Below are 22,607 nucleotides of genomic sequence, written 5' to 3'. Positions count from 1 at the left end.
GTCGTTCCTCGCAGCCAGATCGTTACCGATCGGATGAGAAAATCCACACTCCGAGAGGGTGCCGTCATGTTTCCTGGGTGTTAAGGTCGCGCTAATCCAAGGGCCATCGTCGTCCCTGCAGCAGTACCGGGGGAACTTTCCGAACTGAGCATTGAGACGACGAAGGAGGTCCCCGCATGATCTTCTCCGCCAACCCGGGCAAGCAGGGCCTGTACGACCCTGCCATGGAGCAGGATTCCTGCGGTGTGGCGATGGTGGCCGACATCCAGGGCCGCCGCACGCACGCCATCGTCACCGACGGGCTGACGGCGCTGATCAACCTGGACCACCGGGGCGCCGCGGGCGCCGAGCCGACCTCCGGCGACGGCGCCGGGATCCTCGTGCAGCTGCCCGACCAGCTGCTCCGCGAGGAGGCCGGCTTCGAGCTGCCCGAACCCGACGCGCAGGGCCACCACCGCTACGCCGCCGGCATCGCGTTCCTGCCCGCCGAGGAGGAGGCGCGCGGCAAGGCCGTCGCGCTGATCGAGCGCCTGGCCGACGAGGAGAGCCTCGACGTGCTGGGCTGGCGCGAGGTCCCGGTCGACGCCGACGCCGCCGACATCGGCCCCACCGCGCGGTCGGTGATGCCGCACTTCGCCATGCTGTTCGTGGCCGGCAAGCCGGACGCCGACGGTGTCCGCCCCTCCGGCCTGGAGCTGGACCGGCTCACCTTCTGCCTGCGCAAGCGGGTCGAGCACGAGAGCGTGGTCGCCGAGTGCGGCACGTACTTCCCGTCGCTGTCCGCGCGCACCATGGTCTACAAGGGAATGCTCACGCCCGAGCAGCTCCCGGCGTTCTTCGGCGACCTGCGCGACCCCCGGCTGACCAGTGCGATCGCCCTGGTGCACAGCCGGTTCTCCACCAACACGTTCCCGTCGTGGCCGCTGGCGCACCCGTTCCGGTTCGTCGCGCACAACGGTGAGATCAACACGATCCGCGGCAACCGCAACCGCATGCGGGCCCGCGAGGCGCTGCTGGAGTCGGGCCTGATCCCGGGCGACCTGACCCGGCTGTACCCGATCTGCTCGCCGGAGGCGTCGGACTCGGCGTCCTTCGACGAGGTGCTCGAGCTGCTGCACCTGGGCGGCCGCAGCCTGCCGCACGCCGTGCTGATGATGATCCCGGAGGCGTGGGAGAACCACGCCACCATGGACCCGCGGCGCCGCGCGTTCTACCAGTTCCACGCGAGCCTGATGGAGCCGTGGGACGGCCCGGCGTGCGTCACCTTCACCGACGGCACGCTCGTCGGCGCGGTGCTGGACCGCAACGGCCTGCGCCCGTGCCGCTGGTGGCGCACCGCCGACGACCGCGTGGTGCTGGCCAGCGAGGCCGGTGTGCTGGACGTGCCGCCGGACCAGGTGGTCGCCAAGGGCCGCCTCAAGCCGGGCCGCATGTTCCTGGTGGACACCGAGGCCGGCCGCATCGTCGCCGACGACGAGATCAAGTCGGAGCTGGCCCAGCAGCACCCGTACGAGGAGTGGCTGCACGCCGGTCTGCTGCAGCTGGCGGACCTGGCCGACCGCGACCACGTCACGCAGAGCCACGACTCGGTGCTGCGCCGTCAGCTCGCCTTCGGCTACTCCGAGGAGGAGCTGAAGATCCTGCTCGCGCCGATGGCCGCCAACGGCGCCGAGCCGCTGGGCTCGATGGGCACCGACACGCCGCCCGCCGTGCTGTCCAAGCGGTCGCGGCAGCTCTACGACTACTTCAAGCAGGCCTTCGCGCAGGTGACCAACCCGCCGCTGGACGCGATCCGCGAAGAGCTGGTCACGTCGATGAGCCGGATCATGGGTCCCGAGCGCAACCTGCTCGACCCGGGCCCGGCCTCGTGCCGGCACATCCAGCTGCCGTACCCGGTCATCGACAACGACGAGCTGGCCAAGCTCATCCACATCAACGACGACGGCGACCTGCCCGGCTTCGCCTGCACCGTCCTATCCGGACTGTTCGAAGTGGACGGCGGCGGCAAGGCGCTGGCGGAGGCGATCGAGCGGGTGCGCCGCGAGGCGTCCGAGGCGATCGCGGCCGGCGCGCGCACGCTGGTGCTGTCCGACCGGGACTCCGACCACAAGATGGCGCCGATCCCGTCGCTGCTGCTGGTCTCCGCGGTGCACCACCACCTGGTGCGCACCAAGGAGCGGCTGCGCGTGGCGCTCGTGGTGGAAAGCGGGGACGCCCGCGAGGTCCACCACATCGCGCTGCTGCTCGGCTATGGCGCCGCGGCGGTGAACCCGTACCTGGCCTTCGAGACGATCGAGGACATGATCGCCCAGGGCGCGATCACCGGGATCGAGCCGCGCAAGGCCGTGCGCAACTACGTCAACGCGCTGGTCAAGGGCGTCCTGAAGATCATGTCCAAGATGGGCATCTCGACCGTCGGCGCCTACACCGCGGCGCAGGTGTTCGAGTCCTTCGGGCTGTCGCAGGAGCTGCTCGACGAGTACTTCACCGGCACGGTGTCCAAGCTCGGCGGCGTCGGTCTCGACGTGCTCGCCGAGGAGGTCGCGGTCCGGCACCGCCGGGCCTACCCGGACAACCCGACCGACCGGGTGCACCGCCGCCTCGACACCGGTGGCGAGTACGCCTACCGCCGCGAGGGCGAGCTGCACCTGTTCACTCCCGAGACGGTGTTCCTGCTGCAGCACGCCAGCAAGACCCGCCGCGACGAGGTGTACCGCCGCTACACCGAAGAGGTGCACCGCCTGTCCCGCGAGGGCGGCGCGCTGCGCGGGCTGTTCAAGTTCCGCAAGGAGGGCCGCACGCCGGTGCCGATCGACGAGGTCGAGTCGGTCGAGTCGATCTGCAGGCGGTTCAACACCGGCGCGATGTCCTACGGCTCGATCTCGGCCGAGGCGCACCAGACGCTCGCGATCGCGATGAACCGCATCGGCGGCCGGTCCAACACCGGTGAGGGCGGCGAGGACCCGGAGCGCCTCTACGACCCGGAGCGGCGCAGCGCGATCAAGCAGGTCGCCAGCGGCCGGTTCGGCGTGACCAGCGAGTACCTGGTCAACGCCGACGACATCCAGATCAAGATGGCGCAGGGCGCCAAGCCCGGCGAAGGCGGCCAGCTGCCGCCGAACAAGGTGTACCCGTGGATCGCGCGCACGCGGCACTCCACGCCGGGCGTCGGTCTCATCTCGCCGCCGCCGCACCACGACATCTACTCGATCGAGGACCTGGCGCAGCTGATCCACGACCTGAAGAACGCCAACGAAAAGGCCCGCATCCACGTGAAGCTGGTCAGTTCGCTGGGCGTCGGCACGGTCGCGGCGGGTGTGTCGAAGGCGCACGCCGACGTCGTGCTGATCTCCGGTCACGACGGCGGCACCGGCGCCTCGCCGCTGAACTCGCTCAAGCACGCGGGTACGCCGTGGGAGATCGGCCTGGCCGAGACCCAGCAGACCCTGATGCTGAACGGGCTGCGCGACCGCATCACCGTGCAGGTCGACGGCGCGATGAAGACCGGCCGCGACGTCGTGGTCGCGGCGCTGCTCGGCGCCGAGGAGTACGGCTTCGCGACCGCGCCGCTGATCGTGGCCGGCTGCATCATGATGCGCGTCTGCCACCTGGACACCTGCCCGGTCGGGGTCGCCACCCAGAGCCCGGAGCTGCGCAAGCGCTACACGGGGCAGGCCGAGCACGTGGTGAACTACTTCAAGTTCGTGGCGCAGGAGGTCCGCGAGCTGCTGGCCGAGCTGGGCTTCCGCACCCTGGACGAGGCCATCGGCCGGGCCGACGTGCTGGACACCGACGAGGCGGTCGACCACTGGAAGGCCAGCGGCCTGGACCTCAAGCCGATCTTCGAGATGCCGACCGAGACCCCGTACGGCGGTGCACGGCGCAAGATCCGCGAGCAGGACCACGGCCTCGAGCACGCCCTGGACCGCACGCTCATCCAGCTGTCCGAGGCGGCGCTGGAGGACGCGCACCCGGTGCGGCTGGAACTGCCGGTGCGCAACGTCAACCGCACCGTCGGCACGCTGCTGGGCTCGGAGATCACCCGCCGCTACGGCGGTGAGGGCCTGCCCGACGGCACGATCCACATCCGGCTCGTCGGCTCGGCGGGACAGTCGCTGGGCGCGTTCCTGCCGCGCGGCGTCACGCTGGAGATGGTGGGCGACGCCAACGACTACGTCGGCAAGGGCCTGTCCGGCGGCCGCATCATCGTGCGGCCGCACCCGGACGCGACGTTCGCCGCCGAGCGTCAGGTCATCGCCGGCAACACGCTGGCCTACGGCGCCACCGCGGGGGAGATGTTCCTGCGCGGGCACGTCGGCGAGCGGTTCTGCGTACGCAACTCGGGCGCCACCGTCGTCGCCGAGGGCGTGGGCGACCACGCCTTCGAATACATGACCGGCGGCCGCGCGGTGGTGCTCGGGCCGACCGGCCGCAACCTCGCCGCGGGCATGTCCGGCGGTATCGGCTACGTCCTCGACCTCGACGAGGGCAGCGTCAACCGCGAGATGGTCGAGCTGCTCCCGCTCGAGCCCGAGGATCTGAACTGGTTGAAGGACATCGTGACCCGTCACCACGAACTGACCCGCTCGGCGGTCGCCGCGTCGCTGCTGGGCGACTGGCCGCGCCGGTCGGCGAGCTTCACCAAGGTCATGCCGCGCGACTACAAGCGCGTGCTGGAGGCGACCAGGGCCGCCAAGGCCGCCGGGCGCGACGTCGACGAGGCGATCATGGAGGTGGCGTCTCGTGGCTGACCCCAAGGGCTTCCTGAAGTACGAGCGGGTCGAGCCGCCCAAGCGCCCCAAGGAGCACCGCGCCGAGGACTGGCGCGAGGTCTACGTCGACCTCGAGCCGGCCGAGCGCGACCAGCAGGTGCGCACCCAGGCCACTCGCTGCATGGACTGCGGCATCCCGTTCTGCCACTCGGCCGGTTCCGGCTGCCCGCTGGGCAACCTGATCCCGGAGTGGAATGACCTGGTGCGCCGCGGGGACTGGGCCGCGGCCAGCGACCGGCTGCACGCGACCAACAACTTCCCGGAGTTCACCGGGAAGCTGTGCCCGGCGCCGTGCGAGGCGGGCTGCACGCTGTCCATCTCGCCGCTGTCCGGCGGGCCGGTCGCGATCAAGCGCGTCGAGGCGACGATCGCGGAGAAGTCGTGGGAGCTGGGCCTCGCCCAGCCACAGGTCGCCGAGGTGGCCAGCGGTCAGCGGGTCGCCGTGGTCGGGTCCGGCCCGGCCGGGCTCGCCGCCGCCCAGCAGCTCACCCGCGCCGGGCACGACGTGACCATCTTCGAGCGGGACGACCGGCTCGGCGGGCTGCTCCGCTACGGCATCCCCGAGTTCAAGATGGAGAAGAAGCACCTCGACAAGCGCCTGGCCCAGCTCAAGAAGGAGGGCACGCAGTTCGTCACCGGCTGCGAGGTCGGCGTCGACATCACCGTCGAGGAGCTGCGGGCGCGCTACGACGCGGTCGTGCTCGCGGTGGGCGCGCTGCGCGGCCGGGACGACACCACCACGCCGGGCCGCGAGCTCAAGGGCATCCACCTGGCGATGGAGCACCTGGTGCCGGCCAACAAGCAGTGCGAGGGCGACGGGCCGTCGCCGATCCACGCGCACGGCAAGCACGTCGTGATCATCGGCGGTGGCGACACCGGCGCCGACTCCTACGGCACCGCGATCCGCCAGGGCGCGGCCTCGGTGACCCAGCTGGACCAGTACCCGATGCCGCCGTCCAGCCGCGACGACGACCGGTCGCCGTGGCCGACGTGGCCGTACGTGCTGCGCACCTACCCGGCGCACGAGGAGGGCGGCGAGCGGAAGTTCGGCGTCGCCGTGCGGCGGTTCGTGGGTGACGAGAACGGGCACGTCCGCGCCATCGAGCTGCAGAAGGTCAAGGTCGTCAAGGACCCGGAGACCGGGCGCCGCGAGGTGCTGCCGGTGTCGGACGAGATCGAGGAGATCCCGGCCGACCTGGTGCTGTTCGCCATCGGCTTCGAGGGCGTGGAGCACATGCGGCTGCTCGACGACCTGGGCATCTCGCTGACCCGCCGGGGCACCATCTCGTGCGGCCCGGACTGGCAGACCGAGGCGCCGGGCGTGTTCGTCTGCGGTGACGCGCACCGCGGCGCCTCGCTGGTGGTCTGGGCGATCGCCGAGGGCCGCTCGGTGGCCCACGCGGTGGACGCCTACCTGACCGGCGCGTCGGACCTGCCGGCGCCGGTCCATCCGACCGCCCTGCCGCTCGCCGTGGTGTAACGCAACCAAATATCGCGCATCGGCCGTTCGGGCTCACCCTGGGCCCGAACGGCCGATTGTTCACCCTGTCGTGGCCGCCTAACTTTCGGTAGCAACGAACGGTCGGCAAGACAGGTGGGCGTCATGAAGCGAACAGGTATCCGGGCACTGGTCCTCGCGGCGCTCACAGCGCTGACCACGGCGGTCCTGGCGGCCCCGGCCGAGGCGGCCCCGGGCCCGGCGGTGCACCCGCACGGCGGGGGTGCGGCCGAGTACTGGACGCCCGAGAAGATGCGGTCGGCCAAGCCGCTCGACAACGTGCTCACCGCCACCCGGAACGTCACCGCCGACGTCCGGGCCGCGGTCCCGCGCCTGCTCCCGTCCCGGACCTCGAAGATCAGCACCGGCGCCCCGTGGACCCGCGGCGGCGCGGTGACGCACACCGCGGGCCGGGTCTTCTTCACCTTCAACGGTTCCCCGGCCTCGTGCAGCGGCGACGCGGTCACCAGCGCCAACCGCAGCGTCGTCATCACCGCCGGGCACTGCGTGAAGTACCAGGGCAGCTGGCACACCAACTGGGTCTTCGTGCCGGGCTACGACAACGGCAACGCCCCGTACGGCGAGTGGGCCGCGACGACGACCTTGACGACGCCGCAGTGGCAGGCGAACGAGGACCTCAACTACGACGTCGGCGCCGCGGTGGTGGCCCCGCTGAACGGGCGGTACCTCACCGACGTGGTGGGCGCGCAGGGCATCGCGTTCAACCAGCCCCGCGGCCAGGTGATGTACAGCTTCGGTTACCCCGCCGAACCGCCCTACGACGGCAGCGAACTGACCTACTGCGCCGGCCGGACCTTCAACGACACGTTCGGCAGCAACGACCTCGGGATGCGCTGCAACATGACCGGCGGCTCCAGCGGCGGCCCGTGGTTGCTGAACTTCAACGAGACGACCGGGACAGGCATCCAGAACTCGGTGAACAGCTTCGGGTACACCTTCCTGCCCGGCGTGATGTTCGGCCCGTACTTCGGAGCGGACGCGGAGGCCCTCTACAACGCGGCGGCCGCGCGCTAATCGGTTGCCGCGAGCCCGATCGGTCGGATAAGAAGCCCGCATGCTCAAGGGCGAGAAGGTCGGGCTGCGGGCCCGGTACGACGAGGACATCCCGATCCTGCGGACCGAGCTCTACGACGACGTCGTCAACGGTTCCCGGGCGGAAAGCCGGCCGTGGCGGCCGATCTCGCCGAGCTCCAAGGACCGGCGGCTCTTCGTCGACGACAGCGAGGAGGGGCACGTCCCGTTCTCGGTCGTCGAGCTGGCGGGTGACACGCTGATCGGCATCGCGAACCTGTGGGGCATCGACACCCACCACCGGTCCGCGCACGTCGGGCTGGGGTTGCTGCCGTCCGCGCGCGGCAAGGGCTACGGCAGCGACGTGGTGGCCGTGCTGTGCCACTACGGTTTCGTCGTGCGCGGCCTGCACCGGCTGCAGATCGAGACCCTGGCGGACAACTTCGCGATGCTGCGCGCGGCCGAGCGCAACGGATTCGTGCGGGAGGGCGTGCTGCGCAAGTCGGCCTGGGTGATGGGCGAGTTCCTGGACGACGTGCTCCTCGGGCTGCTCGCCGAGGAGTGGAAAGCGACGCACTAGGCCCGCCCGCCACCACCCTCAACGGACGCGCTTGGCGCGGCCCCTGATCGCGAAGCACGGACGAAAGCGACGCCCTGCCCAGCTGTCCTCGGGCAACGCGCAGCAGCTGACCGAGTCGGCCAAGCAGTTCCGCACCGAACTGCGGGCGTTGCCCGGCGGCGGCGACCTGCTGCTGGTGATCTTCCGCAGCCCGGTGATCGCGCTGCTGCCGATCATCCTGATCGGGATCGTGTCGCAGATCGCGAACGGCCTGATCTCCTGGGTGGTGAAGCTGTTCGGGATGCAGACCGACGCGTCGATCCTGATCGTGGTGCTGTTCGGCGTCGGCACCGACTACATCCTGTTCCTGATGTTCCGGTTCCGGGAGCGGCTGCGGGCCGGGGACGAACCGAAACAGGCGATGGTCACCGCGGTGAGCGGCGTCGGCGAGGCGATCACGTCCGCGGTGACGCTGCTGGCCGGGCTGACCCTGGTGCCGGCCGTGGTGTCGCTGTTGGGCGCCGGAGTGTTCTAGCCGTCGAAGTCGTGGCGCGCCGAGCCGAAGGGCGCGCGGTTCTCGGCGATCGGCCGGAGCCTCGGCGGGTGGTGTTCCCGGTGGCGGCGGCGCTGGCGGTGCGCCACACGGGCCCGACGATCGCCGCGGCGGGCGTCATCCTGGCCGGTTCGCTCGGGGCGCTCATGCTGGCGGGCAACGCGCTGCTGGCCGAGATGGGGTTCGCGCTGTCGTTCGGGATCCTGGTGGCGGCGTTCGTCATGGCGATGTTCTTCGTGCCGAGCCTGACGGCGCTCATCGGGCGCGCCGCGTGGTGGCCAGCCACGGCGACCGGGCGAAGCCGGCACCCGAGCCGGAGCGGGTGCCGCAGGGCCGAGCTCTCCGCCCCGGGGGTGGCCCCTGCCACCTCGGGGCGGATCATCCCAGCGCACCCCATATCCTGGGGTGGTGAACTGGACCGTGGACGTGCCCGTCGACACCCTTCCCGAGCTGCCGCCCCTGCCGCCGGAACTGCGTGCCCGGCTGGACGACGCCCTGTCCCGCCCGGCCGCCCAGCAGCCGGAGTGGCCGGACGCCGACGCGGTCAACCGGGTCCGCCACCTGCTCGAGGCCGTGCCGCCCATCACCGTGCCCGCCGAGATCGACCGGCTGCAGAGCCGCCTGGCGATGGTCGCGCGGGGCGAGGCCTTCCTGCTCCAGGGCGGCGACTGCGCGGAGACGTTCGAGTCCAACACCGAGCCGCACATCCGCGCCAACCTGCGCACGCTGCTGCAGATGGCCGTCGTCCTCACCTACGGCGCCAGCCTGCCCGTCGTCAAGGTCGGGCGCATCGCCGGGCAGTACGCCAAGCCGCGCTCCAGCAGCACCGACGCGCTCGGCCTGCCCGTCTACCGCGGCGACATCGTCAACTCGCTGGTCGCCAAGCCCGAGCTGCGCGTCCCCGACCCCGGCCGGATGATCCGCGCCTACGCCAACTCCGGCGCCGCGATGAACCTGGTCCGCGCCCTCACCGGCGCCGGCATGGCCGACCTCGCCCAGGTGCACGACTGGAACAAGGACTTCGTGCGCACCTCGCCCGCGGGTGAGCGTTACGAGGCTCTGGCCGGCGAGATCGACCGCGGCCTGCGGTTCATGTCCGCGTGCGGCGTCAGCGACACCTCGCTGCACTCCACCGAGATCTTCGCCAGCCACGAGGCGCTGCTGCTCGACTACGAGCGCGCCATGCTGCGGATGGACAACGCCAACGCGGCCAACCCGAAGCTCTACAACCTCTCGTCGCACTTCCTGTGGATCGGCGAGCGCACCCGCCAGCTCGACGGCGCCCACATCGCCCTCGCCGAGCTGCTCGCCAACCCGATCGGCGTCAAGATCGGCCCGACCACCACGCCCGAGCAGGCCGTGGAGTACGTCGAGCGGCTCGATCCGCGCAACGAGCCCGGCCGCGTCACCCTGATCTCCCGCATGGGCAACGGCAAGGTCCGCGACGTGCTGCCGGCCATCGTGGAGAAGGTCGAGGCCACCGGGCACAAGGTGATCTGGCAGTGCGACCCGATGCACGGCAACACGCACGAGTCGTCCACCGGCTACAAGACCCGCCACTTCGACCGCATCATCGACGAGGTCCAGGGCTTCTTCGAGGTGCACCACAAGCTCGGGTCCTACCCGGGCGGCATCCACGTCGAGCTGACCGGTGAGGACGTCACCGAGTGCCTGGGCGGGGCGCAGGAGATCTCGGATTCTGATCTGGCCGGGCGGTACGAGACGGCTTGCGATCCGCGGCTGAACACGCAGCAGTCGCTGGAGCTGGCGTTCCTGGTGGCGGAGATGCTGCGGGGTTGATTTCGGGGCGCTACGCGGGTGTCTACTGCGCCGGCTTCGCTTCGCTACGCCCCGATCTGCCCCTCCCGGGTTGCGGGAGACGGGCTGGCTCGTGGAGTGGGTGCGTTGCGTTGCCGGGTGCCGGTTCTGGCTGTTTAGACCGCGAACCTGTCCTCAGCCGCTTCCCGTGGGCGCTGCAACGGTGCGGGCAGCTCGAACTGGGCCACTGTGCGCCACGGGCCGTGTTCGTCGTCGCCGGCGACCAGGTGGACGCGGTCGATCCAGGCGCGCACCGGGAGCGCCGTGGCCAGGTCCGCCGCGGCGCGCCGGCGGGTGTGGGCGTCGCCGGTGCGGTGGTCCACCACCGTCAGGTGGGGGACCGTGTCGGGGTGCTGGCCGCCGTAGGGCGGGTGCGCCGGGAACCGCTCGCACACCGCCTGCGTCAGCGCCCGGAAGTGCTGGTCCGGCTCCGGCGCCAGCCACACCACCTCCGACCTGAACCACCCGACCTGCGAGAACTCGCACTCGAACGCCTCGATCCCGACCAGCGCCGCCTCCAGGTCGGCCACCGTCCGGGCGTCGATGTCCCGCGGCGCCACGAACGGGTACAGCACGGTCACGTGGGCGGGCACGCTCCGCCGGTGCCGGGTCACCAGGTGGTCGGTCTCGGGGACGGGAACGACGATGGCACTCTTCGTGGCACGGCGAAGCCACTGCGCGTCGGGGACCGGCATGGCTTCATCATGACTGAAGCGGCCCGGAAAGTTTAGATCGACCGCTCGTACAGAGCAGCGGCCGACTTCAGCACCGCGTCCCGCAGCGAGCCGGTGTCCGACACCGCGTCGCCGTTCATCTGCAGTCCGATGTGGACGTGGCCGGCGTACGTGGCGGCCGCGATGCCCACCGCGTGCCGCGGCGCCAGCGGCACGAACGGGTAGATCTCGCACAACCGCGCGCCGTCCAGCGACAGGTCCAGCTTCGGCAGCGGCACGTTCGTGATCACCGTGTCGAACAGGATCCCCGCCGCCTTCCCGGCCACCTTCGCCGCCAGCCGGTGCAGCCCCGGCGGCAACCGGTCGGCCAGCACCGGCAGCGCACCCGCCCCGCGCTGCGGCCCCGCGGCCTTGTTCCGGTTCATCGACCAGCGGATCTCCCGCAACCGGCGCACCGGATCATCCAGGTGCACCGGCAGGTCGCACAGGTAACCGGACAGCTGGTTGGCGCCCCAGCCGCCCTCCCGCGCCCGCATGCTCACCGGGATCAGGCCACGCAGCGTGCGCGCGTCCGGCCGCTGACCGCGGTTGATCATCCACTCGCGCAGCGCGCCGGCCAGCACCGCGAGCACCACGTCGTTTGGTGTGCCGCCGTGCGCGGCCCGGATGGTGCGGATGTCGGCGACCGGCAGCCGGACGAACCCGAGCCGCCTGCTGGCCGAATCCGGCGCGCTCAGCGGCGACGACGGGTACGGCCGGGCGGCCCGCAGGATCGCCGACGCGATCGCCGCGTTCTCCCCGGCCTGGCTGAACGCCTCCGTCACGCCGTCCCGCAGCGCCTCCAGCGGCGACCGCGGATCGGCCGGCCGGTCGGCCGCCTCGGCGAGCATGCGCGTGATCGGGAGCTCGTCCAGCAGCCCGGCGGCCACCGCGAACGCGCCGGCGCCGTCGGTGAACGCGTGGTGCAGCTTGAGCAGCAACGCGAACCGGTTTTCCGGCAGCCCGGTCACCACCCGCACGTCCCACAGCGGCCGGTCCATCGGCAGCGGCTGTTCGATCCACTCCGCCGCGTGCGCCGCGAGCGGGTCGTCGGCGTAGAACCCGGTGAGCCGGTGCACGTGGATGTGCGCACGCGGGTCGAAATCCGGATCTTGGGCCCAGGTCGCGCCGCCCGGCGGGAAGAACGTCGGGCGGACCCGCAGGCGCAGGCGCGGTATCCGCTCCGCGCGCTGGGCGAGCAACTCGGCCACCGCGTGGGGATCGATCGGTCCGTCCGGTTGGAAGATCACCGCCGCCCCCATGTGCATGGGGGTGGATTCTCCTTCCAGGCAAAGGAAAGCCACGTCCAGCCCACTGAGCTGACGGCCAGCCATAGACGACCCCTCTACGGTCGGTGACACGGGATTGCCTGCTACTTGAGCAAACGGACGTGACGAAACGGTAGTCCATTTGTTTCCGCAGCGCTAACGGCTCCCATTTCTCACTCGAATGGGGTATCGGTCCTTTGTGGACGTGAAATCGCGTTCATCTCCTTTTTGATCAAGGAAATACTTGCAATTTCACCTTCTTGCCGCGTTCCACGTGCTCGCCGGGCTCGGGATCCTGCCCGACGACGATGGAGAAGTTCCGCGTGCGGCCTTGCACGTCGGCCTGCAGACCGGCGTCGGACAGCAGCTGGATCGCGTCCTGCACCGGCCGCCCGAGCACGGACGGCACCTCGACCGCGGTGGACGTGAACACGCCGACACGTTTGCTGCCCTGGCCGTCGATGGTGGTGCCGGCCGCCGGAGTGGTGCGGGTCACGTTGCCTGCCGGCACGTCCTCGGCGAACTCGGTGCCGGCGTCGTACGGATCGAACCCGGCCTCCCGCAGCCGCTGGAAGGCCTCGTTCCGGCTCAGCCCGACCACGCTGGGCACCGGGGTCGGCGGCGCGCCCTGCGACAGGCCGATCCGCACCGGCGAGCCGATGGTCAGCTGGGTGCCCGGCCGCGGGTCGACCACGAGCACCTTCCCGGCCGGCACCGAGGTGCTGTAGCCGTCGATGGTCTCGTCCCGCCGCGGCGTCAGCCCGGCCGCCTTCACGGCCGCCTCCGCCTGCGCCAGCTCGGTGCCCGGGCTGATGTCGGGCACCGTCGGGCGGCCCGCGGACAGCACCAGGGTGACCGCGCTGTTCTTCGCCACCGATGTCCCGGCCTGCGGATCGCTGCCGATGGCCTTGCCCGCCGCGACGGTGTCGCTGAACTGGCGCGTCACGGTCACCGACAGGCCGGCGTCGTTCAGGGTCTTCTCGGCCGTGGCCTGGTCCAGCCCGGCCACCGGTGGGATCGCGATCGTGTTCGCGGCCTCGTCGCCGACGCTGAACCACCACACCCCGGTGCCGACGAGCGCCACCACCAGCGTGGCGATGACGGCCCACAGCACGACCGGCCGCCGCTGGACCAGCGTCCGCTGGTCCTCCTGTGGGGGCGCGGGCGGAGGCGGCGGCACGGGCGCGGCCTGCGGCCGGATCATCGCCCGGGTGCCCCGCGGGCCGGCGACCGGGTTCGTGGTCGTGACCGGGGAGAACGCGGGCACGGTCTTCTCCGGATCAGCCGTCGCGACGGGCGCGGCCGGCACGGCCTTGGGCGGCAGCACCGGGAGCGGGGCGGGCGCGATGCCCAGCGCCGCCCGCACGCGCCGCAGCTCCTGCAGGAACGCGGCGGCGTCCGCGGGCCGCGCCTCGGGGTCGCGGCGCGTGGCACGCAGCACCAGGTCGTCCAGCACCGCGGGGATGCCCGGCTCGACCGTGCTGGGCGCCGGGACGTCGTCGTTCACGTGCCGGTAGGCGACCGAGATGGCGGTGTCGCCGGTGTAGGGCACCTGGCCGGTGAGCATCTCGTAGAGCACGATGCCGGCCGAGTAGACGTCGCCGCGCTCGCCCGCCATGCCGGTGGTGACCTGCTCGGGCGCCAGGTAGGCCACGGTGCCCAGGATGATGCTCGAACTGGTGGTGCCCGCGCTGGCCACGGCGCGCACCAGACCGAAGTCGGCGACCTTCACCACCCCGGCCGGGGGGTGCCCGGTGGAGCCGATGAGCACGTTCTCCGGCTTCACGTCGCGGTGCACGAGCCCGGCCAGGTGCGCGGCGGACAGGGCGGAGAGCATCTGCTCGGCCACGCTCAGCGCCAGCGGCACGTCCAGCTTGCCCCGCTGGTCCAGCAGGTCGCGCAGCGTGCCGCCGTCGACCAGCTCCATCACCAGGAAGACGTGCGAGCGGTCCCCGGCCACGTCGACGCCCTGGTCGTGCACCGTGACCACGTTCGGGTGGTGCAGCTTCGCGGCCAGCCGCGCCTCGCGCTCGAAGCGGTCGACGAACGAGCGGTCGTCGGCGAAGCGCGGGTCCATGATCTTGATCGCGACCGGACGGTCCAGCCTCGTGTCCGACCCCCGGTAGACGGCCGACATGCCGCCCCGCGCGAGGAGGCCGTCGACCCGGTAACGCCGCTCCAGGAGCGCCCCGGCCAGGCTGGTTTCCGTGCTCGTCACGCGCCCGATCGTACGGACTTTGCCCGAGTCCGTGGACCTGCCCCGGGTGGCGCGGTTGAGGTTTCGTTACGCCGTTCGCGCGACATTGCGGACAACCAGGCCAGATGTGGCACCCTGTCTTGCGTGAGTGCGATCCCAGTCGCTGATGACGTTCTCGACGCCGACGTGGCCGTGCTGTCGCTCGCGCAAGTGGCGGAGCTGATCGGCCTGTCGGTGAACAAGGTCCGGCAGCTGCTGCGAGACGGCCAGCTGCTCGCCGTGCGCCGCGACGGCGACCTGATGGTCCCGGCCGACTTCTTCGTCGACGGCCAGGCCGTGAAGGGGCTGACCGGGCTGCTGACGGTGCTCGCCGACGCCGGGTTCAGCCGCACGGAGATGCTGCGCTGGCTCTACGAGGCGGACGACACGCTGCCCGGCAGCACCCCGATCAACGCCCTGCGCACCAACCACGGCACCGAGGTCAAGCGCCGCGCCCAGGCGATGGCGTTCTAGCGAACGAGGCGGGTGCGCACGGCACCCGCCTCATCAGCTCGGCTCAGCCGTTCTGGGCGTCGCGCCAGGAGATCCACCTCTTCAGCGCGCCCAGGTCGTAGTCCGGGCCGCCCACGCCCACGGTGAACAGGCTCACGCCCAGCCCCCGAAGCTTCGGGCCCAGCTCCTCCGGCTCGCCCTGCACGCCGGTGGAGATCTCGATCTCGCCCGCGTCGCGGCCCACGTCCGCGCAGTGCTGCTTGAGGATGCCGACCTTGCGCTCGACCACCTCGGGGTCGCCGAAGCTGTGCCAGATGTCGGCGTGCTTGGCGACCAGCTTCAGGGTCTTCTTCTCGCCGCCACCGCCGATCAGCACCGGGATCTTGCGGGTGGGCGCCGGGTTGAGCTTGCCCAGCCGCGATTCGATGCGCGGCAGCGCCTCGGCCAGGTCGTCCAGCCGCCCGCCGGCGGTGCCGAACTCGTAGCCGTACTCGGTGTAGTCCTTCTCGAACCAGCCGGAGCCGATGCCGAGGATCAGCCGGCCGTCGCTGATGTGGTCGACCGTGCGCGCCATGTCGGCGAGCAGCTCCGGGTTGCGGTAGCTGTTGCAGGTGACCAGCGCGCCGATCTCGACCCGCGAGGTCTGCTCAGCCCAGGCGCCGAGCATGGTCCAGCACTCGAAGTGCAGGCCGTCGGGGTCGCCGTACAACGGGAAGAAGTGGTCCCAGTTGAAGATGATGTCCACGCCCAGTTCCTCGGCGGCGGACGCGGTGTCGCGGATGGTCCGGTAGTCGGCGTGCTGCGGCTGGAGCTGCAGCCCGATCCGGATCGGCCTGGTGGTGTCGGTCATACCGTCAGCCTAGCCACATCGCGCGGCGCCCGCGCGGCCCGGCGGAACGCTTGCGCCGCATGGACTTCCACCTGGATCACGCTCCAGGTTGTCGGTCCACTTTGTACGGATTCAGAAGGTGCGCTGGGTGGCGAGGCGGGCCAGCTCGGCCAGCCGGGTCGCGGCGGGTTCGGCCAGCCGGGCGCGCTCCAGGGCGGCCAGCGCGGTGCCGGTGAGCGCGGTGATCCGCTCCTCGACCGCCTCCACGGCGCCGACCTCGGTCAGCGTGCGGCGCACCGTGTCCACCTCGTCCTCGGTGAGGTCGGCGCCGATCGCGTCGGCGATGAGCTTGTGCTGCTCGGGGTCCTCGGCCAGCTGCAGGCCGAGCGCGACCAGCAACGTGCGCTTGCCCTCGCGCAGGTCGTCACCGGCGGGCTTGCCCGTGACGGACGGATCGCCGAACACGCCGAGCAGGTCGTCCCGCAATTGGAACGCCACGCCCAGGTCGTCGCCGAACTCGCGCAGCGTCGCGATGCGCTGCTCGTCGGCCCCGGCCAGCGCGGCGCCCAGGTGCAGCGGGCGCTGCACGGTGTAGGCGGCGGTCTTGAGGCGGCACACCCGCAGCGCGGCCTCGGGCGAGGTGTCGCCGGTGGCCTGCGTGCGCACGTCCAGGTACTGGCCGGCGAGCACCTCGGTGCGCATCGCGCGCCAGGCCGGTCGGGCGGCCGCCAGCGTCGCGGCGGGCAGCGGGGCGCTGGCGAACATGTCGTCGGCCCAGGCCAGGGCCAGGTCGCCGATCAGGACGGCGGCGGCGAGGCCGAACGTCTCCGGCGTGCCGAGCCAGCCGTTCGCGCGGTGCTCGCGGCCGTAGGAGACGTGCACCGTGGGGCGGCCGCGGCGCGAGTCGGAGGAGTCGATGAGGTCGTCGTGGATCAGCGCGCACGCCTGCACCAGCTCGAGGCTGGCGACGGCCCGCAGCACGCCCTCGGTGTCCGGGCCGTCCGGGTCACCGCCGGTGCCGCGCCAGGCCCACCACGCGAACGTCGGCCGCAGCCGCTTGCCGCCGCCGAGTACGAAGTCGGTCAGCGTGTCGACGCCGGAGCCGAACGCGGGCTGCTCGGCCCGGACGGCCGCGCCCGCCTCGGTGAGGAACGCGGCCAGGTGGCGTTCCAGGTGCTGGGGCAGGTCGGCGTCGAAGTCCATGCGCCTATCGTCGGTGACCGGCTCCGGGTGCGCTTGGCGGGGTGGCCGGGATGTGATCGGCGCCCGTAGGCTCGTTTCCGTGGCCACCCTCGTGACGTTTCACGCCCATCTCGACGACGAGTGCATCGCCTGCGGCGGGGTGATGCGCAAGGCCTTCGAGGAGGGGCACCGGGTGGTGCTCGTCGTCGCGACCCGCGGCGAGCACGGTGAGGTCCCGCCCGGCTTCCTCGCCGACGGTGAGCCGCTGTGGCGGCGCCGGGTCGAGGAGACCGAGGCGGCGGCGGAGATCCTCGGCGCGAAGCGGCTGGAGTTCCTCGGTTACACCGACTCCGGGATGATGGGCACCCCGGAGAACGACCTGCCCGGCTCGTTCTGGCGGGCCCCGGTCGAGGAGGCGGCGGCCAAGCTCGCGGCGATCCTGCGCGAGGAGCGGGCCGACGTGCTGACCGTCTACGACGACTACGGCACCTACGGCCACCCGGACCACATCCAGGTGCACCGCGTCGGGATGCGCGCGGCCGAGCTGGCCGGCACGCCGCGGGTGTACCAGAGCACGGTCAACACCGACCACATGCGGGCGGGGCTGGCGGAGTTCGCCGCCAAGGCCGCCGAGTCCGGGATCGAGATCCCCGCCGTCGACGGCCTGGACCAGCTGGGCAAGCCGGCCGCGGAGATCACCGCCGCGGTCGACGTGACGCCGTGGCTGGAGGTCAAACGCGCGGCGATGCGCGCGCACGCCAGCCAGATCAGCGAGCAGTCGATGTTCCTGGCGATGCCCGGCGACGCGTTCGCCCACGCCTTCGGCACCGAGTGGTTCATCCGCGCCGGCCAGGGGCCGGGCATCACCGAGACCGACCTGATGGCCGGGCTCTAGGCGTCGATGAGGCCGATCCGCACCGTGCCGTCCGGGTCCACCGCCCAGCCGGGGTTGTGCGCGATCTCCCAGATCAGGCCGATCGGGTCGCGGAAGTGGCCGTGGTAGCCGCCGAACGCGGCGCGCTGCCCGGGTTTGAGGATCTCCGCACCGGCCCGCTCCGCGGCGTCCAGGCAGCGGTCCACCTCGTCCGGGCTGGGCAAGTTGTGCGACAGGGTCAGCCCGGCGGGGCCGGTGACGTCGGTGGTGTTCAGGTCCTCGGCGAACTTCGCGGCGTCGAACAGGCCGAGCGCGACCCCGTGGGCGACCTCGAAGAACAGGATCTCGCCCGGCACGTCCAGCAACGGCCGCCAGCCGAGCCCGTCCACGTAGAACGCCCTGGCGGCATCGAGGTCCAGGGTGGACACCGTGATGATCTGCACGCTTTGCTCCATACTCGGCAGCATGGCAGCCGCACCCGGCGACGGCTTGAACGAAACGGACGCCTACCGCGAATGGGCGGGCTCCGGTGTCGTGCGCTGCTGGTGGGCGCAGCGGGTGCCGGGCGAGTTCGTGCAGCGGGTGGTGCCGGACGCGGCGGCGGACGTGATCGTGGCCTCGACCGGCGCGGCCTACCTGGTGGGGCCGACGTTGTCGCCCGCGCTGCACCGGTTGCCGCCCGGCACCGAGCTGCGCGGGCTGCGGCTGCGCACCGAGGCGATCGCGGCGGTGCTGGACCTGCCCGGGCACGAGGTGCGGGACGCGGTGGTGCCGTTGACCGCGGTGCTGCCGGACGCCGCCGCGCGGGCGGTCGCGGACTCGGTGTGGCGCGGCTCGTTCCCGTCGGCGTTGTCTCCCCGGGCTGGTGATGCGCGCGTCCGGCACGCGGTGAGCCGGATCTGGGGCGGTGCGTCGCTGGACTCGGTGGCGGACGAGGTGTCGCTGACCGGCCGCCAGTTGCGCCGGCTGTTCACCGAGCAGGTCGGCCTCGGGCCGAAGGCGTTGCAGCGCGTGGTGCGGTTCCAGCGTTTCCTGCGCAGCGCGGACGCCGCCCGCCCGTCGTCGCTGGCCGACTCCGCCGCGGCCGCCGGATACGCCGACCAGGCCCACCTGACCCGCGAGACGCGCGAACTGGCCGGGGTGACGCCGGCGGTGCTGGTGCGCGAGCGGCACGGCCTGGCGGCACCGGACGCCACCGCGGCGGTGGCGATGTTCCAGGGCACCGCCTGCTAGGTGTGCTCCGAGACGAGCACCGCCCGCGTGCCGGGCTCGAGGGCCTGGAAGATGTGCTCCACGTCGCCGGGGTAGGCGATGTAGTCGCCGGGGGCGAGTTCCACCGGCTCGTCGATCAATCCGACTAGGGCGCGGCCCGAGCTGAGCACCACGTGCTCCACCACGCCCGGCATGTGCGGGTCCGATCGGCGCGGCGGCCCCGGCTCGGCCGAGATGCGGAAGATGTCGCGGCGCGCGTTCGGCGGGCAGGACGCCACCAGCGTCGCCACGTAGTCCGAACGCTCCGAGTAGAACGTCGGCCCCTCGTCGGCGCGGATGACCTGCACCTGCGGCCGCACCGGCTCGACCAGCCTCGCGAACGGCACGTCGAGCACCACGCTCAGCGCCCACAGCGTCTCCACGCTCGGGTTGCCGCTGCCGGCCTCCAGCTGGGACAACGTCGACTTGGCAATACCCGCCCGCTTGGCGACCTCGGTGAGGGACAGCCCGGTGCGGGCGCGTTCGCGCCGCAGGGAACCCGCGATGACGTCGAGTGGGGCGCCGCGGTCGGCCATGTGTTCGCTCCAGAAGTCCTGTTGTTCGACTTGACGAACGCTCGTGCGTCTGTTCAGTATAGAAGGCGATGCGTACGATCTACCGAACACTCGACCGTCGCCTGCTGCGCGACGTCGCCCTGGTGGCCCTGGCCGACGGGGTGGTCGGCGTCTCCTACGGCGCCATCAGCACCGGATCCGGCTTCGGCGCGTGGCTGCCGATCGTGATGTCGCTGCTGGTGTTCGCCGGGGCCGCCCAGTTCCTGTTCCTCGGGCTGGTGGCCGCCGGCGGCAGCCCGTTCGCGGCGGCGGTCGCCGGGCTGCTGGTGAACAGCAGGCACCTGCCGTTCGGCATGGCGGTCAGCGACGTGCTCGGCCGCCGCGGGCGCCTCCTGGGCAGCCACCTGATGACGGACGAGAACGTGGCGTTCGCGATGGCCGAGGAGGACGCCGGGCGCCGCCGCGCCGCGTACTGGGCCTGCGGGATCGGCATCTTCGTGTGCTGGAACGCCGGGGTGGTCGCGGGTGCGTTCGCGGGCACGGCGATCGGCGACACCGACGCGTTCGGGCTGGACGCCGCGTTCCCGGCCGTGCTGCTGGCGCTGGTGCTGCCGTCGCTGCGCGACCGGGCGACCCGCCAGGCGGCGCTGGCCGGTGCGGTGATCGCGCTCGCCGTGACGCCGGTCCTGCCCGCTGGCCTGCCGGTGCTGCTCGCACTGGCCGGCGTGCTGGTGCTGGTGGGGCGGCGATGACCCTGTTGATCGCGATCGCGGTGCTGGCCGCGGGGACGTTCGCGTTCCGGTTCGCCGGGCCGCTGCTGCAGGCCCGGATCCCGGCCAGGGCGCAGAACCTGATGACGATCTCGGCGACGGTCCTGCTGGTGGCCGTGGTGGCGACGAGCGCACTGGCGGAGGGGCACGGTTTCGCCGGTTTCGCCCGCCCGGTCGGCGTCGCCGTCGGCGGCGTCCTCGCCTGGCGGAAGGCGCCTTTCCTGGTCGTGGTGATCAGCGCCGCGGCGGTCACGGCGTTGCTGCGGCTGGCCAGCGTGCCCTAACCCCGCCAGGGCCGCACCGAACCCCAGCCCCAGGCCGGCATCGGCTCGTCCAGTGCGGGTTTCGCGCCGGGCCGCGAGAACAGCACCGCCAGCCGCGTGCCCCACTCCAGGTAGGCCACGAACGCCGAGCGGAACTCCGGATCGTCCGGGAGTCCGACCTCGTCCGCGGTGTCGAGCAGCAGCGCGACCCATCGGCGGCGCTGTTCCTCGGTGATCGCCCTGCCCAGGTGCTTGGACACCATGTGGGCGTGGCCGCCGCGCCCGGTGCTGTAGACGGGCGGACCGCCGAACACCTCGCCGACCCAGGCCGCGACGTGCCGCGCGTGGTCGGCGTCCATGCCGGCGAACAGCGGCGCCAGGAGCTCGTCCCCAGGCACGCGCCGGTAGAAGGCGGCGAACAGCCGCTCGAACGCCTCGGCGCCGCCCGCCCACTCGTACAGGCTCGGCACCGGGCTGCCGATGTCCACCGGTTCGTAGTGCCGCATTTCCTCGATGTCGCCGACGAACTCGCGGACCTCGGCGAGGAACGGCGGGAAGTGCGGGCCGGTGCGGAAACCGCTCAGGTGCGCCTCCGCGGAGGTCCAGGTCAGCCGGACGACGTAGCACTCCGGTTCGTCCACGCAGCGGGTCATCTCGAAGTCGTGGCATTCCGGCGCGGCGGCCAGGTGCACGGCCGCGCGCCGGTAGGCCTCCGTCAGCCGCGCGCCGCGGCCCGGGACCCGGTACCGGATGTATTCGACGATCACGCGGACAGTCGAGCACCTGCCGCCGGGCGCGGCAAGTACGTACTTTGTGGTGCGTGAACGTGCGCAGAACCCGGTACCACTGCCCGGTCGAGCTGGCGGTGGAGGTGATCGGCGGCAAGTGGGCCGTGGTGGTCCTGGCCCACCTCAAGGAAGGCGGCCTGCGGTACGGCGAACTGCGCCGCCGCATGCCCGGAGTGAGCGAGAAGATGCTGACGACCCGCCTGCGGGAACTGGAGGCGGCCGGGCTGGTCGAACGGATCGCGGAGACCGGCAAGGTGCCCGCGGTGACCTACCGCCTCGCGCCGGAGGGCCGGGAGCTGGCCCCGGCGCTGCAGATCCTCTACGACTGGGGGCAGCGCCGCGCCGAGCGGGAGGGTGTGCGCATCGAACCCGTCTAACCGTGCAGCCGGCTGGCCTCGGCGCGGATCGCGTCCGACAGGGCCGCCGTGGGGCCCCGTGGCGTGGCCGACCGGGTCGTCAGCAGGAACTGCACCTCGCCCGGGTCGGGGAGGCCGTGGCCGGCCGGCAGTTCCACCAGCCCGGCCGGGATCAGGCTCCGCGCGAACACCACGACCCCCAGCCCGGCCAGTGCTGCCGCGCGCAGGCCGTTCAGGCTGCCGCTCGTGCACACGATCCGCCACGGCTTTCCGTTGTCCTGCAACGACTCCAGCGCGCGAGCGCGCGTGATGCTCGGCGGCGGGTAGGCGATCAGCGGCACCGGCGCGCCCGGCTCCAGCGCGAACCCCTCGCGCCCCACCCACACCAGCGGGTCCGTCCACAACGGACTGCCGGACTCGTCGCCCGCGCGGCGCTTGCCCAGCACCAGGTCCAGCTCGCCCGCGCGCAGCTTCTCGTACAGCACACCGGACAGGTCCACCGTCAGTTCCAGGTCGACCAGCGGGTGCAGCCGCCGGAACTCGCGCAGGATCTCCGGCAGCGGGCCGACCACGAAGTCCTCCGAGGCGCCGAACCGCACCCGTCCGCGCAGCTCCGGCCCGGCGAAGTAGGCCAGCGCCCGGTCGATGTCCTCCAGGATCGTCCCGGCGAACCCGATCATCGCCTCACCGTCGGGCGTCAGCGAAACCGAGTGGGTGTCGCGCAGCAGGAGTTGCTGCGAGGTGGCCTCCTCGAGCTTCCGGATGTGCTGGCTCACCGTCGACTGCCGCAGCCCGAGGCGCTGCCCGGCCCGCGTGAAGCTGCGCGTCTCGGCCACGGTGAGGAACGTCCGCAGCCACACCGGATCGAGCACCGTGG

Annotated in this window: 21 protein-coding genes and 1 pseudogene; 13 read left to right on the top strand and 9 right to left on the bottom strand. The window is 71.9% G+C overall.

Annotation, left to right across the window (positions count from 1 at the left end; all coding sequences use genetic code 11):
• Positions 1-176: 176 nt before the first annotated feature.
• The 7 genes and pseudogenes from gltB to IE290_RS22280 all read left to right on the top strand — a co-directional run bounded on the left by gltB (position 177) and on the right by IE290_RS22280 (position 10,214).
• Complete coding sequence (gene gltB, locus IE290_RS22305; protein WP_191246624.1) at positions 177-4,751, top strand: glutamate synthase large subunit; 4,575 nt, start codon at positions 177-179, stop codon at positions 4,749-4,751.
• Complete coding sequence (locus IE290_RS22300) at positions 4,744-6,252, top strand: glutamate synthase subunit beta (RefSeq protein ID WP_191246623.1); 1,509 nt, start codon at positions 4,744-4,746, stop codon at positions 6,250-6,252. The genes gltB and IE290_RS22300 overlap by 8 nt, the downstream gene beginning before the upstream one ends.
• A 123-nt stretch (positions 6,253-6,375) precedes the next feature.
• Positions 6,376-7,305 carry a trypsin-like serine peptidase gene (locus IE290_RS22295; RefSeq protein WP_191246622.1) on the top strand — a complete coding sequence of 310 codons (930 nt, stop codon included), beginning with the start codon at positions 6,376-6,378 and terminating at the stop codon, positions 7,303-7,305.
• A gap of 40 nt (positions 7,306-7,345) precedes the next feature.
• Positions 7,346-7,882, top strand: coding sequence for a GNAT family N-acetyltransferase (locus IE290_RS22290; RefSeq protein ID WP_191246621.1), 537 nt, complete (start codon positions 7,346-7,348; stop codon positions 7,880-7,882).
• A gap of 31 nt (positions 7,883-7,913) precedes the next feature.
• Positions 7,914-8,396 carry an MMPL family transporter gene (locus IE290_RS37965; protein ID WP_229874650.1) on the top strand — a complete coding sequence of 161 codons (483 nt, stop codon included), beginning with the start codon at positions 7,914-7,916 and terminating at the stop codon, positions 8,394-8,396.
• Between the two features lie 164 nt (positions 8,397-8,560).
• Positions 8,561-8,668, top strand: a pseudogene (locus IE290_RS38575) (hypothetical protein); the annotation flags it as partial.
• A 154-nt stretch (positions 8,669-8,822) separates the two neighbouring features.
• On the top strand, positions 8,823-10,214 hold the full coding sequence (locus tag IE290_RS22280; RefSeq protein ID WP_191246620.1) for a class II 3-deoxy-7-phosphoheptulonate synthase: 1,392 nt from the start codon (positions 8,823-8,825) through the stop codon (positions 10,212-10,214).
• A 134-nt stretch (positions 10,215-10,348) separates the two neighbouring features.
• Here IE290_RS22280 and IE290_RS22275 read toward each other — a convergent pair whose 3' ends face one another.
• The 3 genes from IE290_RS22275 to pknB form a co-directional block, all read right to left on the bottom strand.
• The gene (locus IE290_RS22275; protein WP_191246619.1) at positions 10,349-10,927 is read right to left on the bottom strand and encodes a 2'-5' RNA ligase family protein; all 579 of its coding nucleotides are present in this window, start codon (positions 10,925-10,927) and stop codon (positions 10,349-10,351) included.
• A gap of 32 nt (positions 10,928-10,959) precedes the next feature.
• Positions 10,960-12,279 (bottom strand): wax ester/triacylglycerol synthase family O-acyltransferase, encoded by a 1,320-nt coding sequence (locus IE290_RS22270; protein WP_191246618.1) that lies wholly within the window; start codon positions 12,277-12,279, stop codon positions 10,960-10,962.
• A 166-nt stretch (positions 12,280-12,445) separates the two neighbouring features.
• Positions 12,446-14,431, bottom strand: coding sequence for a Stk1 family PASTA domain-containing Ser/Thr kinase (gene pknB / locus IE290_RS22265; RefSeq protein ID WP_191246617.1), 1,986 nt, complete (start codon positions 14,429-14,431; stop codon positions 12,446-12,448).
• A 123-nt stretch (positions 14,432-14,554) separates the two neighbouring features.
• Between pknB and IE290_RS22260 the strand changes: the two genes are divergently transcribed.
• On the top strand, positions 14,555-14,923 hold the full coding sequence (locus IE290_RS22260; RefSeq protein ID WP_191246616.1) for an Rv2175c family DNA-binding protein: 369 nt from the start codon (positions 14,555-14,557) through the stop codon (positions 14,921-14,923).
• Positions 14,924-14,966: 43 nt separating this feature from the next.
• Here the strand turns inward: IE290_RS22260 and IE290_RS22255 are convergent, their stop codons facing one another.
• Positions 14,967-15,752 carry an LLM class F420-dependent oxidoreductase gene (locus tag IE290_RS22255; RefSeq protein ID WP_191246615.1) on the bottom strand — a complete coding sequence of 262 codons (786 nt, stop codon included), beginning with the start codon at positions 15,750-15,752 and terminating at the stop codon, positions 14,967-14,969.
• A gap of 111 nt (positions 15,753-15,863) precedes the next feature.
• Positions 15,864-16,934 (bottom strand): polyprenyl synthetase family protein, encoded by a 1,071-nt coding sequence (locus IE290_RS22250; RefSeq protein WP_191246614.1) that lies wholly within the window; start codon positions 16,932-16,934, stop codon positions 15,864-15,866.
• A gap of 79 nt (positions 16,935-17,013) precedes the next feature.
• Here IE290_RS22250 and IE290_RS22245 point away from each other — a divergent pair, with 79 nt between their 5' ends.
• A complete protein-coding gene (locus IE290_RS22245; protein WP_191246613.1) occupies positions 17,014-17,808 on the top strand; it encodes a PIG-L family deacetylase in 795 nt (264 codons plus the stop codon).
• Here IE290_RS22245 and IE290_RS22240 read toward each other — a convergent pair.
• Complete coding sequence (locus tag IE290_RS22240; protein ID WP_191246612.1) at positions 17,805-18,242, bottom strand: VOC family protein; 438 nt, start codon at positions 18,240-18,242, stop codon at positions 17,805-17,807. The genes IE290_RS22245 and IE290_RS22240 overlap by 4 nt on opposite strands.
• A 10-nt stretch (positions 18,243-18,252) precedes the next feature.
• Here IE290_RS22240 and IE290_RS22235 point away from each other — a divergent pair, with 10 nt between their 5' ends.
• Positions 18,253-19,020, top strand: a complete 768-nt coding sequence (locus IE290_RS22235) for a helix-turn-helix domain-containing protein (protein ID WP_191246611.1) — start codon at positions 18,253-18,255, stop codon at positions 19,018-19,020.
• On the opposite strand, the gene IE290_RS22230 is transcribed toward IE290_RS22235, so the two are convergent.
• Positions 19,017-19,574, bottom strand: a complete 558-nt coding sequence (locus IE290_RS22230) for a helix-turn-helix domain-containing protein (protein ID WP_191246610.1) — start codon at positions 19,572-19,574, stop codon at positions 19,017-19,019. The two genes, IE290_RS22235 and IE290_RS22230, sit on opposite strands and share 4 nt — an antisense overlap.
• A gap of 68 nt (positions 19,575-19,642) precedes the next feature.
• On the opposite strand from IE290_RS22230, the gene IE290_RS22225 reads away from it, so the two are divergent.
• Positions 19,643-20,305 (top strand): AzlC family ABC transporter permease, encoded by a 663-nt coding sequence (locus tag IE290_RS22225; protein ID WP_191246609.1) that lies wholly within the window; start codon positions 19,643-19,645, stop codon positions 20,303-20,305.
• Complete coding sequence (locus IE290_RS22220) at positions 20,302-20,607, top strand: AzlD domain-containing protein (protein ID WP_191246608.1); 306 nt, start codon at positions 20,302-20,304, stop codon at positions 20,605-20,607. The genes IE290_RS22225 and IE290_RS22220 overlap by 4 nt, the downstream gene beginning before the upstream one ends.
• Here IE290_RS22220 and IE290_RS22215 read toward each other — a convergent pair.
• Positions 20,604-21,353 (bottom strand): group II truncated hemoglobin, encoded by a 750-nt coding sequence (locus IE290_RS22215; RefSeq protein WP_191246607.1) that lies wholly within the window; start codon positions 21,351-21,353, stop codon positions 20,604-20,606. The genes IE290_RS22220 and IE290_RS22215 overlap by 4 nt on opposite strands.
• Before the next feature lie 53 nt (positions 21,354-21,406).
• On the opposite strand from IE290_RS22215, the gene IE290_RS22210 reads away from it, so the two are divergent.
• Entirely contained in the window at positions 21,407-21,751 is a 345-nt protein-coding gene (locus IE290_RS22210; protein WP_191246606.1) for a winged helix-turn-helix transcriptional regulator, read from the top strand.
• Here IE290_RS22210 and IE290_RS22205 read toward each other — a convergent pair.
• Positions 21,748-22,602 carry a LysR family transcriptional regulator gene (locus IE290_RS22205; RefSeq protein WP_191246605.1) on the bottom strand — a complete coding sequence of 285 codons (855 nt, stop codon included), beginning with the start codon at positions 22,600-22,602 and terminating at the stop codon, positions 21,748-21,750. The two genes, IE290_RS22210 and IE290_RS22205, sit on opposite strands and share 4 nt — an antisense overlap.
• Positions 22,603-22,607 lie beyond the last annotated feature (5 nt).

Source organism: Amycolatopsis deserti (assembly GCF_014653945.1).
In the GTDB taxonomy this organism is placed as follows: domain Bacteria; phylum Actinomycetota; class Actinomycetes; order Mycobacteriales; family Pseudonocardiaceae; genus Amycolatopsis_E; species Amycolatopsis_E deserti.
The sequence above is the reverse complement of the archived record's forward strand: the minus strand, read 5'-3'. Positions and strand labels throughout refer to the sequence as shown.

Excerpts from the sequence above, each read along its gene's own strand:
- gltB (WP_191246624.1), top strand. The coding sequence starts at position 177 with ATGATCTTCTCCGCCAACCCGGGCAAGCAGGGCCTGTACGACCCTGCC.
- IE290_RS22275 (WP_191246619.1), bottom strand. The coding sequence starts at position 10,927 with ATGCCGGTCCCCGACGCGCAGTGGCTTCGCCGTGCCACGAAGAGTGCC.
- IE290_RS22250 (WP_191246614.1), bottom strand. The coding sequence starts at position 16,934 with ATGGACTTCGACGCCGACCTGCCCCAGCACCTGGAACGCCACCTGGCC.
- IE290_RS22225 (WP_191246609.1), top strand. The coding sequence starts at position 19,643 with ATGCGTACGATCTACCGAACACTCGACCGTCGCCTGCTGCGCGACGTC.
- IE290_RS22255 (WP_191246615.1), bottom strand. The coding sequence starts at position 15,752 with ATGACCGACACCACCAGGCCGATCCGGATCGGGCTGCAGCTCCAGCCG.
- IE290_RS22290 (WP_191246621.1), top strand. The coding sequence starts at position 7,346 with ATGCTCAAGGGCGAGAAGGTCGGGCTGCGGGCCCGGTACGACGAGGAC.
- IE290_RS22240 (WP_191246612.1), bottom strand. The coding sequence starts at position 18,242 with ATGGAGCAAAGCGTGCAGATCATCACGGTGTCCACCCTGGACCTCGAT.
- IE290_RS22235 (WP_191246611.1), top strand. The coding sequence starts at position 18,253 with ATGGCAGCCGCACCCGGCGACGGCTTGAACGAAACGGACGCCTACCGC.
- IE290_RS22230 (WP_191246610.1), bottom strand. The coding sequence starts at position 19,574 with ATGGCCGACCGCGGCGCCCCACTCGACGTCATCGCGGGTTCCCTGCGG.
- IE290_RS22220 (WP_191246608.1), top strand. The coding sequence starts at position 20,302 with ATGACCCTGTTGATCGCGATCGCGGTGCTGGCCGCGGGGACGTTCGCG.
- IE290_RS22295 (WP_191246622.1), top strand. The coding sequence starts at position 6,376 with ATGAAGCGAACAGGTATCCGGGCACTGGTCCTCGCGGCGCTCACAGCG.
- IE290_RS22270 (WP_191246618.1), bottom strand. The coding sequence starts at position 12,279 with ATGGCTGGCCGTCAGCTCAGTGGGCTGGACGTGGCTTTCCTTTGCCTG.